Raw genomic sequence first — 16,114 nt, 5'->3', positions numbered from 1 at the left:
CGCCGTCTCAGGCGGAGGCGCGCTTCCTCGGGGTGGTCTTCTTCGCCGTGCCGCCACCGCTGGACGAGGACTTCTTGGCGGCCGTGGACGACTTCGATCCGGAAGCGGTCTTGCGGGCGGCCGTCTTCTTCGCGGCCGTCTTCCTGGGCGCCGCCGTGGACTTCTTCGCGCCGGACGACTTGGGGGTGGACTTCTTCGCCGTGCCGTCGCCGGAGCGCGTCACCGTCTTGCCCGTCGGGGTCCTGTGCGTGGTCTTCTGCGCGGTCTTGCGGCCCTTGATCGGGTGGACGTCCGCCTCCCGCTCACCGTCCTCCCCCTCGGCACCCTCGTCCTCGCCGCGGGACTTCTTCGCCTCCCGGACGCTGTTCTCCAGCGCGGCGATCAGGTCGATGACCTTGCCGCCCCCTCCGCCGCCCCCGGACGCCGGAGCCTCCATCGTCTCGCCGGACGCCTTGGCGGCGATGAGTTCCTCCACCGCCTCGCGGTAGTCGTCGTGAAGCGTGTCCATATCGACCTCGCCGAGGGTGTCCATCAGGGCGTCCGCCAGGTCGAGTTCGGCATCGCGCACCGTGACGTCGGCCTCGGGTGCGACACCTTCGGGGGCGCGGATCTCGTCGGGCCACAGCAGGCCGTGCATGGCGATCACGTCGTCGACCACGCGCAGCATGCCGAGCCGTTCACGGCCGCGCAGGGCGAACTTCGCGACGGCGACCTTCTGGCTCCGCTTGAGGGCCTCGCGCAGCAGGGTGTACGGCTTGGCCGCCGGGACGCCGTTCGCGGAGAGGTAGTAGGCCGCGTCCATCTGGAGCGGGTCGATCTCGGAGGCGGGCACGAAGGCGACGATCTCGATCGTCTTGGCGGTCGGCAGCGGGAGCGCGGCCAGGTCGTCGTCGGTGATCGGGATCATCGAGCCGTCGGCGTCCTCGTACGCCTTGCCGATGTCCGCGGCCGTCACTTCCTGCTCGTCGAGTTCGCACACCTTGCGGTATCTGATCCGGCCACCGTCGGCGAGATGGACCTGCCGGAAGGAGATCGAATGGTTCTCGGTGGCGTTGACCAGCTTGATCGGAATACTGACCAGCCCGAAGGAGATGGCGCCGTTCCAGATGGACCTCACGGTTCACCCCTTTTGTGTCCATAACAATCATTTGGATCAGGTTTCGTGTGATTCTTATCGTATGACGCCGATCACGGAGGTGGAGGGGCGGCGGCTGGCGCTCAGCAATCTCGACAAGGTGCTGTATCCGGCCACCGGGACCACCAAGGGCGAGGTGCTGCACTACTACGCGGCCACGGCGGCGGAGCCGTTGCTCGCGCATCTGGACGACCGGCCCGTGTCCTTCCTGCGCTATCCGGACGGCCCCGAGGGGCAGCGGTTCTTCACCAAGAATCCGCCGCCCGGTACGCCCGACTGGGTGCGGACGGCCGAGGTCCAGCGCCATGAGGGGCAGAACGCGCGCCAGGTCCTCGTACAGGGCCTGGCCTCCCTGGTGTGGGCGGCCAACCTGGTGGTGGAGTTCCACACCCCGCAGTGGCGGGCCACGGCTCCGCGGATCGCCGACCGGCTGGTCCTCGACCTGGACCCCGGGGAGCCGGCGAGCATCGTGGAGTGCTGCGCGGTGGGGCTCTGGCTGCGGGAACGCCTCGCGGCGGACGGGCTGAGCGCCTACGGCAAGACGTCCGGGTCCAAGGGGCTACACCTCCTGGTCCCCCTGGAGCCGACGCCCTCCGAGCGGGTGTCGGCCTACGCCAAAGGGCTGGCCGTCGAGGCGCAGAACGCGCTGCCCGAGCTGGTCGTGCACCGCATGACCCGGGCGCTGCGCCCGGGAAAGGTCTTCGTCGACTTCAGCCAGAACGCCGCCGCCAAGACGACCGCCACCCCCTACACCCTGCGGGCCCGCACCGAACCGACCGTGTCCGCGCCCGTGACCTGGGACGAGATCGAGGGCTGCCGGGCACCCGGCGACCTGGTCTTCCTGGCCGGCGACATGGCCGCGCGGCTGGAACAGTACGGGGATCTGCTCGGCCCCCTGTTCGACGCGGATCTGGCCCGTCCGCTGCCGGGTGCCGTCTGACCCTTGCCCCGGCGTCTCTGAAACGCCCTGATTACGACCCTGTGACTCTCCCAGGAAAGGCCACAAGTGGAGGGTGGATTGCCGGGAGCGTGGTGCACACTCTGCCCAGGCGCTGCTTGAGACCGCGGTGTCTGCCGTCGGGTGCAGGGGCGTTCGCGGGGAGGGGATGGCGTGTTCGCGGGGATCGACGAGGTCGAGTGGGCTTCGATGGAGCATGCCTACGGGCCGGCCGACGATGTGCCGGGGCTGCTGCGCGGCCTCGCGTCCGCCGACCCGGCGGAACGTGAGAGCGCCCTCGACGGCATGTACGGGGCCGTCCACCACCAGGGCGATGTGTACGGGTGCACACTCGCCTGCATCCCCTTCCTCTTCGAGCTGGTCGTGGACCCCGGAATACCGGACCGGGGCTGCATCGTCGAGCTGCTGACGAGCATCGGTGGCATCGATCTGGACGAGGACGACGAGGCCGAGATCGACGAGGAGGAGATCGAGGGCGCCGCCAACTACGCGATGGCCGCAGCGGCCGTCACCGCGAGTGCCGGAGTCTTCTTCGAGCTGATCGCCGACGAGGACCCGGGGGTGCGGCTCGCCGCCCCGCTGGCGCTCGCCACCCTGCACAGCCACCCTGTGCGGGTGCTCGACCTGTTGCGGGAGCGGCTGCCGGTGGAGCCCGACGACGAGGTGAGGATGGCCCTGGTCGAGGCGGCCGGACGGGTCGCGCTGCGCCATCGTCCGCTCGCCGGCCGGGCCGCGGAGTGGCTGAGCCGGCTGTCGTCGAAGGAGTACGGGCCGGGTCTGCGGCTCGCGGCACTCGCCCAGCTGGCGCGCTGCTCCCCCGGCTCCCTGCCGCGCGATGTCGTGGCGGTCGTCGCCGGGCTGATGCGGGAGCTGCGGTCCGTCCCGCCGGTACAGGAGCCGCCCGCGGAGACCGGACCGCCGGCCCCGGGCGGTGACCCGGCGCCGCTTACCGGCACACCGACGCTGGTGGGCCAGTTGCGGGCCCTGTCCGCCGAGGAGTCGGCGGGGCGCAGCGCGCCCTGGTCGGCCGACCTGCTGCGGACGCTGCACGTCGGCCTGGACGACCGGGTCGCCGAGCGGACGGCTCTGCTGACCGACCAGCTGCGCAGCCCGGACCGGTGGCAGCGCGTCGATGCCGTACGGATGAGCAGCGGGCTGATCAGGGCCTGGCGCGGATCGTACGAGGAGCTGGTCTCCCTGATCGGCGCCCAGCTCGCCGATCCGGAGACACGGCTGGCCGATGCCGCCTCCCACGTACTGGAGGAGCTGTTCGGCCTGGCGGCGCCCGCAGCGGACGCGCTGGCCGAGCGGATGGCGGCGGATCCGGAGGCCTGGGTGAAGCAGTGGGCGAGCGGACCGCCGGGGCTCGGCTCCACCGTGAAGGCGCTGGCCCGGCTGGGTGACGCCCGGGTGGTGCCCGCACTGGCGGCGGCCCTGGAGCGGCCGGAGATCCCGCACGACGTGGGCTTCGCCATCGGGCACCTCGGCGCGGCGGCAGGCCCGCTCGCCGGAGCGCTGCGGCGCAGGCTCGCCGAGGTCCGTCTCGACGAGAGCGCGTACGACCGGGCGAGTCCGCTGCTCGGCGGGCTGACGGCGCTGCGGGCGGGCGAGGCCGCGCCGGAGGTGCTGCGGGTGCTGCGGGGTGCGCCGGAGTACCGCGGCGAGTGGCTGCGTACGGCGGCGCTGCGGGCGCTCGGCTCGTTCGGGCCGGCCGCGCGGAGTGCCGTCCCTGACCTGCGGGCGCTGCTCCGCCGCCCGGGGACCGCGGCGGCGACGGAGGCGGCCGAGGCGCTGTGGGCGGTGGCCGGGGACGCCGACACCGTGCTGCCGGTCCTGATCGAGGGTCTGTGGGCGGAGCAGGTCCACGACCGGCGGGCGGCGGCGAGCGCGCTGGGCAGGCTCGGTGAGCGGGCCGCGGCGGCCGCCCCGAAGCTGCGCGCGCTGCTGCGCCACGAGGAGCTGTGGCTGCGGGTGGACGCGGCGATCGCTCTCTGGGAGGTGACGGGCCGGGCCGGCGATGTGGTGCCCGTACTCCTTGCGGCGTGGGAGAAGAACCGTCACGTCAGAGTCCGGGTCGCGGAATGCCTGGCGCGGATGGGGGCTGCTGGTGCAGGGTCGGAAGCAGCACATGTGCTGAGCGCCGAGCTCGCCTCCGTACGCCGTCACAACGCGATGGACGGCGGGTACGGCAGCCACGACACATATGAGGACGAACAGCTGCTGGCACTGTGCCGGCGGACGCTGCCGGGGAACACGGGGAAGGGAACCACGCCATGATCATTTTCGGTACACGGGGGTATCTGTACCAGTTGGCCATCCTGACGATGGTGTGCGGCTGGTGCGGCAATCCCGCCGCGCACACGCTGCGCAAGAGGGTCACGAAGTTCACGCTGTTCTTCGTGCCGCTCTTCCCGTTCTCCACGAAGTTCGCGACGCAGTGCACGTTCTGCGGCGGGGAGCAGCAGATACCCAAGGAGCAGGCCGAGCAACTGCTCGCGCAGCACGCCGCGGGTCAGGACGGCAATCCGTTCGGCCAGGCGCAGCAGCAGCCGGGGTACGCGCCTCCCGGCTCGGGCCAGAACCCGTACCAGCGCTGATCCACCGCCGCCCCTTCACCCGTACCCCCATGAATCGGGCACGGGAAGCTCTCTTCCGCTTATGGTCGACGGGCGGCGGGCCGCCTCTCCCGGGGTCCGTCCGCAGTGCCCGGACCGGCCGGAGAGAAGAGGCACAGCGTGCGCCCGTACCGCGCCCTGACGGTGGCCTCCGCCGTCGTCGCCGGGGTCACGCTCGTGACGGGATGCGACGACAGCGGCGGCCTGCGGAGTGCGGGGGCGACCCCGGCCGCCATCGGTCCCGCCCGGTTGTGGCCTCGGCTGCCCGCGGCCTCCACCGCTCCGTACGACTACGGGGAGGGCGAGACCGCCCGCATCCCCGGCATCAGGGTGCCGGGCGGGGACGTGCGCCGGCTGGACCCCGTGGCCGTGGTGCAGGCCGGCCTGAAGGCCCGGCCGGACCGGTCCAGCGGCACCGACGAGCTTCCGGCGCAGACGGTCCGGCGGATCGAGGAGTGCCGCACCGAGCCCGGTGCGTGCCCCGTCCTGGAGCCGTACTTCCGCGATCTGACCGCCGACGGCGAGGACGAGCTGGTGCTCGCCGTCCGGATGCCGGGCCGCCAGCTCTCCGTAGGCGTGTACATGCGGGACGGGGGCGGGCTGACCCGCATCATGTCCATGTCCGACGCGGTGATCAGCGTGGAGATCGCGGGCCGCGACCTGATCGTGCGCGCCCCGTCGGCGATCACCGGGTACGAGTACCGCACGTCCTGGTCGTGGGACGAGCGGCAGCGCGCGATGCTGCCCACCCGGGACGAGATCCTGCGCAGGCCGTCACCGCCGAGGACGGCGCCGCCATGAGACGCCGCAGACCGCGCGCACCCGCCTGGACGGCGACCCTCACCGCCAAGTCCGCCGCCTTCCTCACCCTGATGTGCTGCACGCTCGCCGCGCTGCTCGGCTTCCTGGTGCACACCACCGTGAGCGGCCAGATCGTGGGACAGGCCCGCGAGAAGGCCCTGTCCCGGCTGGACGAGGTCACGCGGGCGTACGAGGCGGGCGAGGCGCTGCCCCCGGGCTCCGGGGTCGATCCGCCGGGCCTCCCGGAGTCGTTGCGCGCGCTCGCCGCCGACGGGGAACGGGGCACACGCGTCGCCGAGGACGCCGGCCGCCCCGCCATGTGGGCGGCGGGCCCGGCCGACGGCCGCGCGCTGGCGACCCGGATCGACCACAGCCAGAACGCCCGCACCCTCAACGGCCTCGACCGGGCGATCATCGGCTCCTCCCTGCTGGCCACCGGCGCGACGCTCCTGGTGGGCGCGTTCGCCGTCACCCGGGTCACCCGGCGCCTCCACCAGACCGCACGGGTGGCGCGGCGGATCAGCGCGGGCGATCTGGACGCCCGGGTCGCGGACCCCCGCGCGGCGGGCCCCGCGCGCACCCGTGACGAGGTGGCGATCGTCGCCGGCGCACTGGACGCCATGGCGTCCACGCTCCAGCGCAAGCTCCAGACCGAGCAGCGGTTCACCGCCGACGTGGCCCACGAGCTGCGGACCCCGCTGACGGGACTGTCGGCCGCCGCCGAGCTGCTGCCGGCCGGACGGCCGTCCGAGCTGGTACGGGAACGGGTCCGTACGATGCGGGCCCTGACGGAGGATCTGCTGGAGATCTCCCGCCTCGACGCCCGCACGGAACACGTCGACCTCGCCGTGCACGATCCGGTGCCGGTCGCGGAGCGCGTGGTGCGGACGTCCGGCACGGCGACCGCGGTCCGGGACGTGAGCGCGGGACCCGTGCGGGTGGAGACCGACAGGCGCCGGCTGGAGCGGGTGCTCGGGAATCTGGTCGCCAACGCGCACAAGCACGGACGGCCCCCGGTGACCCTGACGGTCGACGGGGCGGTGGTGACCGTACGCGATCACGGTCCCGGTTTCCCGGAGTACCTGGTGACCGGCGGGCCGCAGCGCTTCCGCACGGAGGGCGGCGGCAAGGGGCACGGCCTCGGGCTGACCATCGCCGTCGGGCAGTCCGAGGTCATCGGCGCCTCGCTGGTCTTCCGCAACCCTCCGGAAGGCGGCGCGGAGGCCCGGCTCACCCTCCCGGAGTACGTGGTGCTCGACGACGGGCCGGGGACCGCGGACGGCACCGGGGCCGCCACGGCGCCCCCGTCCGCCGCACGCGAGAACGATCCGGATGAGACCGCGTAGCGCGCCTGTCCCGACCGTCCCCCGGGACAGGCGCGCTATGACATAAGGGAAATAAGGCCCACCTCTTGCTACGTTGCGTGGCATGACCGCAACGAGGGCGGACGCTCCCCCGCCCGAGCTACGCCTGCCCAAGCGGCGCGGGATGGAGCTCTGCCTCCTCGTCGGAGCCGTCCTCATCTCCGTCTACGGCTACGCCGCCGTCGGGCTCGCGAAGAACGGCGCCGTACCGCCCGATGTCGCCGGCTACGGCGCCGGGCTCGGCCTGCTGGCCCTCGTCGCCCATCTCGCCGTCCGCTTCCGCGCGCCGTACGCCGATCCGCTGCTGCTCCCCATCGCCGTCCTGCTCAACGGTCTCGGCCTGGTGCTGATCTACCGGCTCGATCTGGAGACCCCCGACGACCAGGCCGCGCCCACCCAGCTGATCTGGTCCACCCTCGGCGTCGCGCTCTTCATCGCCGTCGTCGTCCTGCTGCGCGACCACCGGGTGCTCCAGCGGTACGCCTATCTGTCGGTCGCCGCGGCACTCGTCCTGATGATCGTGCCGATCTTCTTCCCCGCGGTGAACGGCGCCAAGATCTGGATCAGGGTCGGCGGATTCTCCTTCCAGCCCGGCGAGTTCGCCAAGATCCTCCTCGCGGTCTTCTTCGCCGCGTATCTCGCCGCCAACCGCAACGCCCTCGCCTACACCGGCCGCAAGCTGTGGAAGCTCCAGCTCCCCACCGGCCGGGTGCTGGGGCCCATCGTGGCGATCTGGCTGCTCAGCGTCGGCGTCCTGGTCCTCGAACGCGACCTGGGCACCTCGCTCCTCTTCTTCGGCCTCTTCGTGATCATGCTGTACGTGGCGACCGGCCGTACCGGCTGGATCGCCGTCGGCATGGTGCTCGCCGCCGTCGGCGCCTTCGTCGTCGGCTCGTTCGAACCCCATGTGCACAGCCGGGTGGAGGACTGGCTCGACCCGTTCGCCTCGATCGACGCGGGGCAGGGGCCGAGCCAGCTGGCCCAGTCGCTGTTCGCGTTCGCCGCGGGCGGGATGCTCGGGACCGGCCTCGGCCTCGGACACTCGATCCTCATCGGCTTCGCGGCCAAGTCCGACTTCATCCTGGCGACGGCCGGCGAGGAACTCGGCCTGGCCGGGCTGACCGCCGTCTTCCTGCTGTACGCGCTGCTGGTGGCCCGCGGATACCGCGCGGGCCTCGCGCTGCGCGACCCGTTCGGACGGCTGCTCTCGATCGGCCTCGCCTCGATCCTCGCCCTCCAGGCCTTCGTGATCGCGGGCGGCGTGATGGGGCTGATCCCGCTGACCGGGATGGCCATGCCCTTCCTGGCCCAGGGCGGTTCGTCCGTCGTCACCAACTGGATCATCGTCGCCCTGCTGATCCGGGTCAGCGACGTGGCCCGCACCCCGCACCCCGACCAGGCGGAGACCGGGGTCGTCGCACCGGTCATGGAGGACGAGCTGTGATCCGCTACATCCGGCGCGCCGCCGCCTTCTGTCTGCTGCTGCTCGTGGCCCTGCTGGTGAACGCGGCCCGCATCCAGCTCTTCGAGGCCGACGAACTGGACGACAACTCCGCCAACCGCCGCTCCACGATCGACCGTTACGACCAGGCGCGCGGGAACATCCTCGTGGGCGAGGAGGCCGTCACCGGCTCCAAGGACACCGGCGAGCAACTGGCGTACGAACGCACCTACAAGCACGGCCCGCTGTACGCGCCGGTGACGGGGTACGCCTCACAGACCTACGGCACCACCCTCATCGAGAACGCCGAGGACGACATCCTGTCCGGCACCGACTCGCTGCTCGCCCCGCTCCCCCTGTGGAACGACATCACCCGCGGCCGGCAGCCCGGCGGGAACGTCGTCACCACCATCAAGGACTCGATGCAGCGCGCGGCGTACGACGGTCTCGGCGGGCGGCGGGGCGCGGTGGCCGCCGTCGAGCCGTCCACCGGCAAGATCCTGGCCCTGGTCTCCACACCCTCGTACGACCCCGAGCGGCTCTCCGGTACGGGCTCGGCCGTCACCGACGTGTGGGCCCGGCTCACCACGTCCAAGAGTCAGCCGATGCTCAACCGGGCCATCCGCCAGACCTATCCGCCGGGCTCCACCTTCAAGATCGTGACGGCGGCCGCGGCACTGGACTCGGGCGTGGTGAGCGATCCTGACGAAGCGACGGACACCCCGTCCCCCTATGTGCTGCCCGGCACCTCCACCGTCCTGCCCAACGAGGCGAGCGGCTGCGGGAAGGCGTCGCTGTCCGAGGCGATCCGGGTCTCCTGCAACACCGTGATGGCGCACCTGGGGGTGGAGGTCGGACTCGACGGGATGCTGGAAGCGGTGGGGAAGTTCGGCTTCAACGACTCCGGGCTGAAGATCCCCTCGGGCGTGGCGAAGAGCAACTTCGACACGGAGATGAGCGACGACCAGCTGGCCCTGTCGTCGATCGGGCAGTTCGACACCACGGCGACCCCGCTCCAGATGGCGATGGTCGCCTCGGCGGTGGCGAACGGCGGCGACCTCAGATATCCGCACCTGGTGGACCGGACGACCACCCATGACGGGGACCCGGTCCAGCAGCAGGGCTCACGCTCGTACCACCAGGCGATGAACCCCACGACGGCGATGCGGCTGCAACGGATGATGATCGACGTGGTGGAGAACGGTACGGGGACGAGCGCCGCGATCGACGGGGTGACCGTCGGCGGCAAGACCGGCACCGCCCAGCACGGCATCGACAACTCCGGTACGCCGTACGCCTGGTTCATCTCCTGGGCCCAGGAGAAGAGCTCGGGCCGGCCGGCCGTCGCGGTCGCCGTGGTCGTCGAGGACGCCTCCGCGAACCGGGCCGACATCAGCGGCGGCGGCAGCGCGGCACCGATCGCCCGCGCTGTGATGCGGGCGGCCCTCGACGGCTGAACCCCGGGCGCTCCACGGGGCCTTGCGGAAGACTGGCGGGATGAGCGAGGAACGGACAGGGCGGGCCGATCAGGCGGTGGCGGCGGTGGCGGCGGCCCTGGACCGGATCGACCGGCTCGATCCGGAGCTCGGCGCGTTCATCGAGGTGTGGCACGAGGAGGCGCTCGCCCGGGCGCCCGCCGCCGCCCGGCTTCCGCTGGCGGGGCTGCCGTTCGCGGTGAAGGGGCGGTCCGGCATCCGCTCCTTCGCGGCCCGGCGGCTGATCGCGGCCGGCGCGGTGCCGGTCGGGTCCACGTCGGTGCCCGGCCCCGGTACGGTCTGGCAGACCTGGGGGCTGGGCGCGCACGGCCGTACGGTCAACCCCTGGCGCGCGGACCGGACCCCCGGCGGTTCCTCGGCGGGCTCGGCCGTGGCCGTGGCGGCGGGCCTGGTGGAGCTGGCGACCGGCAGCGACGGAGCGGGTTCCGTCCGCATCCCGGCGGCGTGGTGCGGGGTGTTCGGGCTGAAGACGACGAACGGGCTGCTCCCCTCCCCGGACCGTTCCGGGCTCGCGGCGGCCGGGGTGCTGGCCCGCTCGGCGGCGCGGGCGGAGACGTATCTGCGCCATGTTCTGGACGGGTACGAGCCATGGGCGGCGCGGCTGCCGGTGCCCGCTCTCTACAGCGAGGATCTCGGGTACGCGCGGGTGGACCCGGAGGTCGCTGCGGTGGTCCGGGGCGCGGTGGAGCGGCTGGCGGCCTCCGGTGTCATACGTCTCGGTCCCGGCGGTTGCGAGCTGCTCGACCCCGGACAGGCGTGGCTGGAGGTACGCGGCCTGGCGCCCTCGCCCGCCGCCCTGGCCGTGCGCGCGGAGAACGACCGCAGGCTCGATGCCTTCTTCGCCCGTACGCCGCTGCTGCTCACCCCGGCCACCCCGAACCGGCCGCACGGGCACGAGGGCCCGGGCGAGGTCTACTCGACCGCGTCGACCTGGGCGTTCAACCTCAGCGGGCACCCGGCGGCCAGTGTGCCCGCCGGGTTCACCTCGGACGGCTGCCCGGTCGGGCTGCACCTGGTGGCGGGGCGCGGGGCGGACGTCTCGCTGCTCGGAATGGCCCGCGCGGTCGAGGAAGCGCTGCCTACTGTGCCGCCATGGACACCATAGACACGCTCGATTCGGAACAGCCCGGCCACGAGCTGGCCCAGGTGAACATCTCCCGGCTGCGGTTCCCGCTGGACTCCCCGGAGCTCAAGGACTTCATGGACGGGCTCGACCCGGTGAACGCCGTGGCGGACGCGGCCGAGGGCTTCGTCTGGCGCCTCCAGGCCGAATCCGGCAACGCCACGGACATGGCCGTCTTCGGGGACGACTGGCTGATCGTGAACATGTCCGTGTGGCGGGACGCGGAGGCGCTGACCGCGTTCATGTACGCGGGGCGGCACCGCGAACTGATGGCCCGGCGCCGCGAGTGGTTCGAGAAGGTGGAGGAGTCGATGACGGCCCTGTGGTGGGTGCCGGCGGGTGACCGCCCCTCGGTGGCGGATGCCGAGAAGCGCCTGCTCCACCTGCGTGAACACGGCCCCACCGAGCGGGCGTTCACGCTGCGGACGCGCTTCCCGGCACCGGCTTCCACCGCCGCCGCTACCGAAGCCGCTCTGGGCTGATCAGCCGATCGGCTTGCGGATCTCGGAGCGGACCTTCGCCGTCTCCTCGGCGACCTTGGCCAGGTCGATGGACTTGGCGTCCTTCAGCACGGTCTCCGGCCTGACCACGGCGACCATGGCCGCCGTGTTGGGGTCGCCCCAGGCGCACATGGGAATGTTGCTCGTCATGCCGCCCTCCTTGGACTCCACGACCTGGCACTCGATCGTGATGTCGTAGCCCTTGGGCTTGAACTCCTTGGCGGGCACGACGACCTTCGAGCCCTCCGCCTCCGCCGCCCCCTCCATGATCTTGCCGCGCATGAAGCTGGGGGCGGCCAGGCGCCCGTGCATGCCGGAGAGGACGAGGGCGCTGGTCGTGTCCGCGGTGTACTGCGCGACGACGGCCTTCCCCTCCCGGATGCTGGCGTCCGGGGTGTTCTCGATCTTCTTGCCCTCGGTCTCGGACATGTCCTGGGCGAGGGTGAACTCCTCGTCCAGCACCTTCTTGGGCACCACGAGCCGGTACTCGGCCTCGGGGAACGCGGCGTCCGCCCCCTCGTCGACGAGCTGGGCGACGCCGAAGGCGATGCCACCGGCGACCACCAGCGAACCGGCCACGATGCCGACGATCAGCCCGGTGCGCTTCTTGCGCGGCGGCGGCTGCGGCGGCCACCCGCCCATCCCGGGCTGCATGCCCGGCTGCGCCCCGGGCTGCCCGGGTATCCCCGGCTGCCCCCACGCACCCTGCTGGCCCTGGGGCTGCTGCGGGTAGCCGTAGGGCTGTTGGGGCGGTCCGGGGGGCTGCTGGCCGTACGGATTCTGCGGAGGCTGGGACGGCCCGTACGGGCCCTGGGGCGGCTGAGGCGGCATGGTCATGCGCTCAAGCTACGTGACAGGCACGAACACGATTTCGACGAGGACCGTTTCGGTATCAGGTCGAGAGGAAACCGGAACGCCCGAGCGGCTCCCTGCGCCGCGTCCACGCGTCCGGCACCCCACCGGTCCCGGTGGCCGCGGCCACGACCCCGCCGGTGATGGCACACGTCGTGTCGACGTCGCCGAACCCCTCCGCCGTCGCCCAGAGCGCCGGCGGCCCACAGGGCGAAGGGGACCGTGTCGTCGGCGCGGATGCGCTGCCCGTTGCCGAGCAGATCCGCGGCCTTCCAGGGCTCGGTGGCGAGCGGCAGACGCCAGCCCTTCGAGGCTGCGGCGGGCGGCGGCCGCCGCCGCCGGGCCGGCTGCTGAATGAGGCGTCATGAGGCCATCGTCCCGCCCCGGCAGCCGGGTGGTCCAGCGGATTCGGGACCGCTCAGCCCGCCCGCCCCTGCGTGATCGCCTCCGCGACCTCCGCCACCCGTGTCTGCTCCTCGGCCTCGAAGCGGTCGCGGTCCAGTTGCTCGGCGATCTCCTCGTCCTGGGCCATGAGCAGGTCCAGGTTCGAGTCGCCGAGTTCGAACACGCCCATGTCCACGTACGCCTTCTGGAGCCGTTCGCCCCACAGTCCGATGTCCTTGACGCACGGGACGATGCGGCTGAACAGGAGCTTGCGGAAGAGCTGGAGGTACTCCGAGTGCTCGGAGAGGTCCTTGGCTTCCTGCTTGCCGATGCCGAAGTTCTCCAGCACCTCGACACCGCTGAGCCGGTCGCGCATCAGGTAGCAGCCCTCGATGACGAACTCCTCGCGCTCGCGCAGTTCGGCGTCGCTCAGCTGCGTGTAGTAGTCGCGCAGCGCCATCCGCCCGAAGGCCACGTGCCGGGCCTCGTCCTGCATGACGTACGCGAGGATCTGCTTGGGCAGCGGCTTGGTCGTCGTGTCGCGGATCATCCCGAAGGCGGCGAGGGCCAGCCCTTCGATGAGGACCTGCATGCCGAGGTAGGGCATGTCCCAGCGGGAGTCGCGCAGGGTGTCGCCCAGCAGTCCCTGGAGGCTGTCGTTGATCGGGTAGAGCATCCCGACCTTCTCGTGCAGGAACCGCCCGTATATCTCCGCGTGCCGGGCCTCGTCCATGGTCTGGGTCGCGGAGTAGAACTTGGCGTCCAGGTCGGGCACCGATTCCACGATGCGCGCCGCGCAGACCATCGCTCCCTGCTCACCGTGCAGGAACTGGCTGAACTGCCAGGAGGTGTAGTGCTTGCGCAGCTCGCCGCGGTCGCGCTCGGTCATCTTCGCCCAGTGCGGGGTGCCGTAGAGCGTGAGGGCCTCGTCCGGGGTGCCGAGCGGGTCGGCGGGGTCGACCTCCAGGCTCCAGTCGATGCGCTTGTTGCCGTCCCACTGCTTGTCCTTGCCCTTCTGGTAGAGGGCGAGCAGGCGCTCCCGGCCGTCGTCGTAGTCCCAGCTGAAACGGGCGGCTCCGGAGGCCGGCACCTGCCAGGTCGGCTCGTCGGGTGCGGTGGTGTACAGGTCATGTGTCGACACGGACGGCTCCTTCGCCTTGCACGGGTCGCATCGCCAAGTCTCGTGGCTGTGGCGCTCGTTGGCAGGTTCACACGGTGATAGACGCCGGGTCAACAAGTCGTGCGCAAGGGATTGACGAGCTTGCTGACAAGCAGTCTCATAAGAGGTGACCGCCGGTAACCCACGTGCGAGGTGCCCTCAGCCATGCCGACAGCGACCGAACGCGATGTGCAGTTCCTCCGTGACGCACTCGGGCCCCTGCGGGACCGCGAGCAGATCGCCGAGCGCCTTCTCGAATCCTCGGCGAAGCACTCCTTCGACCCCGACACCGAACTCGACTGGGCCTCGGCCGTCGAGGAGGGCAAGTGGTTCTGGCCGCCCGAGCTGATCTCCCTCTACGACACCCCGCTCTGGCGGAGGATGTCGGAGGAACAGCGGATGGACCTGGCCCGGCACGAGGCCGCCTCGCTCGCCTCGCTCGGCATCTGGTTCGAGATCATCCTGATCCAGCTGCTCGTCCGGCACATCTACGACAAGCCGGTGACCAGCAACCACGTCCGCTACGCCCTCACCGAGATCGCGGACGAGTGCCGGCACTCCCTGATGTTCGGCCGCATGATCACCTGGGGCGGCGCCCCCAACTACCCCGTGCCGCGCGTCTATCACAACCTGGCGCGCATCCTGAAGACCGTCTCCACCACCCCCGGCTCGTTCGCCGCGACCCTCCTCGGCGAGGAGATCCTCGACTGGATGCAGCGCCTGACCTTCCCGGACGAGCGCGTACAGACCCTGGTGCGCGGCGTGACCCGCATCCACGTGGTGGAGGAGGCACGGCACGTCCGGTACGCCCGCGAGGAGCTGCGCCGCCAGATGGTGACCGCACCGCGCTGGGAGCGTGAGCTGACCCGGGTCAGCTGCGGGGAGGCGGCGCGCGTCTTCTCCGTCTGCTTCGTCAACCCGGAGGTCTACGAGCACGTCGGCCTGGACCGGCGGGAGGCCGTCGCCCAGGTGAAGGCGAGCGGACACCGCGCCGAGGTCATGCAGTCGGGCGCCAAGCGGCTGACGGACTTCTTCGACGACATCGGCGTACTGAACGGTGTGGGACGCAGGCTCTGGAAGCGCTCGGGCCTGCTGGCCTGAGCGCGCCGCGGGCCGGACGAGAGGCCCGCGGCGCTCGCTCAGTGCGCGATGCCGTCGATCAGCTCTCGCGCGCCCTGGCGCAGCAGCGCGACGGCGACCGAGGTGCCGAGGGTGGCGGGGTCGAGGCGGCCGGCCCACTCGTGCGCGTTGAGGACCGTCTTCCCGTCGGGGGTGAACACCTTGGCCCGCAGGGAGACTTCACCGTTCCCCTCGACCTGGGCGTACCCGGCGATGGGGCTGTTGCAGTGCCCTTGCAGGACGTGGAGGAACATGCGCTCGGCCGTCGTCGCGCGGTGCGTGTCGGGGTCACCGAGCGGGCTCACGAGGTCGATGAGCGCGGTGTCGTCCTCCCGGCACTGGAGGGCCAGCACTCCGGCCCCGATCGGCGGACACATGACCTCGGGAGACAGGACCTCGGCGATCACGTCGGTGCGGCCGATGCGTTCCAGACCGGCGACGGCCAGGAGCAGCGCGTCGGCCTCACCCGCGGCGAGTTTCTCCAGGCGCCGGTTGGCGTTGCCGCGCATCGGCACGCACTCGATGTGCGGATGCGAGGCGGCGAGCTGGGCGATGCGCCGCACGGACGAGGTGCCGATCCGGGTCCCGGCCGGAAGCTGGTCGAGGTGCAGGCCACCGGGGTGGATGAGGGCATCCCGGATGTCGTCGCGCCTGAGGAACGCGGCGAAGGTCGTTCCGGCGGGCAGCGGCCGGTCGGCGGGGACGTCCTTCACACAGTGGACCGCGAGGTCGGCCTCCCCGGCCAGCAGCGCCTGGTCGACCTCCTTGGTGAACGCGCCCTTGCCCTCGACCGCGCTGAGGTCGCCCATCCACTTGTCACCGGTCGTCTTCACGGCGACGACCTCGGTGCGGATGCCGGGGTGGAGCGCGGCCAGTTCCGCGCGGACGCGCTCCACCTGGGCGAGCGCCATGGGCGAGTCGCGGGACACGATACGAATGAGATCAGCGGCCATATCGCCCACGATAGACCGTCGGATACGAGATTCGGCGGCCAGTGATGATGCCCATGTCGTGGCGCCCCCAAGCACGTTGGTGCGATCGGGCAGTTGTCCGACGAGGTCGTCGAGGTCCGGGAGAGGGGCGCTCGGGGCCCGCGTGGATACCGACAGGCCGTCGGCAAGGACGGGCGCACCGGAGCACGCCCCGCAGCCCGCCCTCCACGGCACG

Annotated in this window: 14 protein-coding genes and 1 pseudogene; 10 read left to right on the top strand and 5 right to left on the bottom strand. The window is 71.7% G+C overall.

The genetic code is table 11. The annotated features are described in order from the left end of the window. Positions 1 to 7: 7 nt before the first annotated feature. Positions 8 to 1,117, bottom strand: coding sequence for a non-homologous end joining protein Ku (gene ku, locus AC07FA_RS14970; RefSeq protein WP_479075732.1), 1,110 nt, complete (start codon positions 1,115 to 1,117; stop codon positions 8 to 10). Between the two features lie 61 nt (positions 1,118 to 1,178). Here ku and ligD point away from each other — a divergent pair, with 61 nt between their 5' ends. The 9 genes from ligD to AC07FA_RS14925 all read left to right on the top strand — a co-directional run bounded on the left by ligD (position 1,179) and on the right by AC07FA_RS14925 (position 11,415). Next, a complete protein-coding gene (ligD, locus tag AC07FA_RS14965) occupies positions 1,179 to 2,075 on the top strand; it encodes a non-homologous end-joining DNA ligase (protein WP_479075731.1) in 897 nt (298 codons plus the stop codon). A gap of 171 nt (positions 2,076 to 2,246) precedes the next feature. Then, positions 2,247 to 4,370, top strand: a complete 2,124-nt coding sequence (locus AC07FA_RS14960) for a HEAT repeat domain-containing protein (RefSeq protein WP_479075730.1) — start codon at positions 2,247 to 2,249, stop codon at positions 4,368 to 4,370. Continuing rightward, entirely contained in the window at positions 4,367 to 4,690 is a 324-nt protein-coding gene (locus AC07FA_RS14955) for a zinc ribbon domain-containing protein (RefSeq protein ID WP_479075728.1), read from the top strand. Before AC07FA_RS14960 ends, AC07FA_RS14955 begins: the two co-directional genes overlap by 4 nt. Before the next feature lie 138 nt (positions 4,691 to 4,828). Next, positions 4,829 to 5,509: a hypothetical protein gene (locus AC07FA_RS14950; protein ID WP_479075727.1), complete on the top strand. Its 681-nt coding sequence runs from the start codon at positions 4,829 to 4,831 to the stop codon at positions 5,507 to 5,509. Beyond that, complete coding sequence (locus AC07FA_RS14945) at positions 5,506 to 6,855, top strand: ATP-binding protein (RefSeq protein ID WP_479075725.1); 1,350 nt, start codon at positions 5,506 to 5,508, stop codon at positions 6,853 to 6,855. The genes AC07FA_RS14950 and AC07FA_RS14945 overlap by 4 nt, the downstream gene beginning before the upstream one ends. Positions 6,856 to 6,937: 82 nt before the next feature. Beyond that, entirely contained in the window at positions 6,938 to 8,317 is a 1,380-nt protein-coding gene (locus tag AC07FA_RS14940) for an FtsW/RodA/SpoVE family cell cycle protein (RefSeq protein ID WP_479075723.1), read from the top strand. Beyond that, entirely contained in the window at positions 8,314 to 9,771 is a 1,458-nt protein-coding gene (locus tag AC07FA_RS14935; protein ID WP_479075722.1) for a peptidoglycan D,D-transpeptidase FtsI family protein, read from the top strand. Before AC07FA_RS14940 ends, AC07FA_RS14935 begins: the two co-directional genes overlap by 4 nt. 40 nt (positions 9,772 to 9,811) lie before the next feature. Continuing rightward, positions 9,812 to 10,915, top strand: a complete 1,104-nt coding sequence (locus AC07FA_RS14930) for an amidase family protein (protein ID WP_479075721.1) — start codon at positions 9,812 to 9,814, stop codon at positions 10,913 to 10,915. Further along, complete coding sequence (locus AC07FA_RS14925; protein ID WP_479075719.1) at positions 10,903 to 11,415, top strand: DUF3291 domain-containing protein; 513 nt, start codon at positions 10,903 to 10,905, stop codon at positions 11,413 to 11,415. Before AC07FA_RS14930 ends, AC07FA_RS14925 begins: the two co-directional genes overlap by 13 nt. On the opposite strand, the gene AC07FA_RS14920 is transcribed toward AC07FA_RS14925, so the two are convergent. The 3 genes and pseudogenes from AC07FA_RS14920 to AC07FA_RS14910 all read right to left on the bottom strand — a co-directional run bounded on the left by AC07FA_RS14920 (position 11,416) and on the right by AC07FA_RS14910 (position 13,810). Further along, the gene (locus AC07FA_RS14920) at positions 11,416 to 12,270 is read right to left on the bottom strand and encodes a hypothetical protein (protein WP_479075717.1); all 855 of its coding nucleotides are present in this window, start codon (positions 12,268 to 12,270) and stop codon (positions 11,416 to 11,418) included. Positions 12,271 to 12,325: 55 nt separating this feature from the next. Continuing rightward, positions 12,326 to 12,584, bottom strand: a pseudogene (locus AC07FA_RS14915) (ADP-ribosylglycohydrolase family protein); the annotation flags it as partial. 119 nt (positions 12,585 to 12,703) lie between these two features. Then, positions 12,704 to 13,810 (bottom strand): ferritin-like domain-containing protein, encoded by a 1,107-nt coding sequence (locus AC07FA_RS14910; RefSeq protein WP_479075715.1) that lies wholly within the window; start codon positions 13,808 to 13,810, stop codon positions 12,704 to 12,706. A gap of 183 nt (positions 13,811 to 13,993) precedes the next feature. On the opposite strand from AC07FA_RS14910, the gene AC07FA_RS14905 reads away from it, so the two are divergent. Then, positions 13,994 to 14,929: an AurF N-oxygenase family protein gene (locus tag AC07FA_RS14905; RefSeq protein ID WP_479075714.1), complete on the top strand. Its 936-nt coding sequence runs from the start codon at positions 13,994 to 13,996 to the stop codon at positions 14,927 to 14,929. Positions 14,930 to 14,967: 38 nt separating this feature from the next. Here AC07FA_RS14905 and hemC read toward each other — a convergent pair whose 3' ends face one another. Then, complete coding sequence (gene hemC / locus AC07FA_RS14900; RefSeq protein WP_479075712.1) at positions 14,968 to 15,900, bottom strand: hydroxymethylbilane synthase; 933 nt, start codon at positions 15,898 to 15,900, stop codon at positions 14,968 to 14,970. Positions 15,901 to 16,114: the final 214 nt, after the last annotated feature.

The sequence above is a fragment of the Streptomyces sp. NPDC045968 genome (genome assembly GCF_056430475.1).
This window is presented reverse-complemented; position numbering and strand designations above follow the sequence as displayed.

Coding starts and splice junctions, on each gene's coding strand:
- AC07FA_RS14920 (WP_479075717.1), bottom strand. CDS start 12,270: ATGACCATGCCGCCTCAGCCGCCCCAGGGCCCGTACGGGCCGTCCCAG.
- AC07FA_RS14945 (WP_479075725.1), top strand. CDS start 5,506: ATGAGACGCCGCAGACCGCGCGCACCCGCCTGGACGGCGACCCTCACC.
- AC07FA_RS14925 (WP_479075719.1), top strand. CDS start 10,903: ATGGACACCATAGACACGCTCGATTCGGAACAGCCCGGCCACGAGCTG.
- AC07FA_RS14930 (WP_479075721.1), top strand. CDS start 9,812: ATGAGCGAGGAACGGACAGGGCGGGCCGATCAGGCGGTGGCGGCGGTG.
- AC07FA_RS14940 (WP_479075723.1), top strand. CDS start 6,938: ATGACCGCAACGAGGGCGGACGCTCCCCCGCCCGAGCTACGCCTGCCC.
- AC07FA_RS14905 (WP_479075714.1), top strand. CDS start 13,994: ATGCCGACAGCGACCGAACGCGATGTGCAGTTCCTCCGTGACGCACTC.
- ligD (WP_479075731.1), top strand. CDS start 1,179: ATGACGCCGATCACGGAGGTGGAGGGGCGGCGGCTGGCGCTCAGCAAT.
- AC07FA_RS14955 (WP_479075728.1), top strand. CDS start 4,367: ATGATCATTTTCGGTACACGGGGGTATCTGTACCAGTTGGCCATCCTG.
- hemC (WP_479075712.1), bottom strand. CDS start 15,900: ATGGCCGCTGATCTCATTCGTATCGTGTCCCGCGACTCGCCCATGGCG.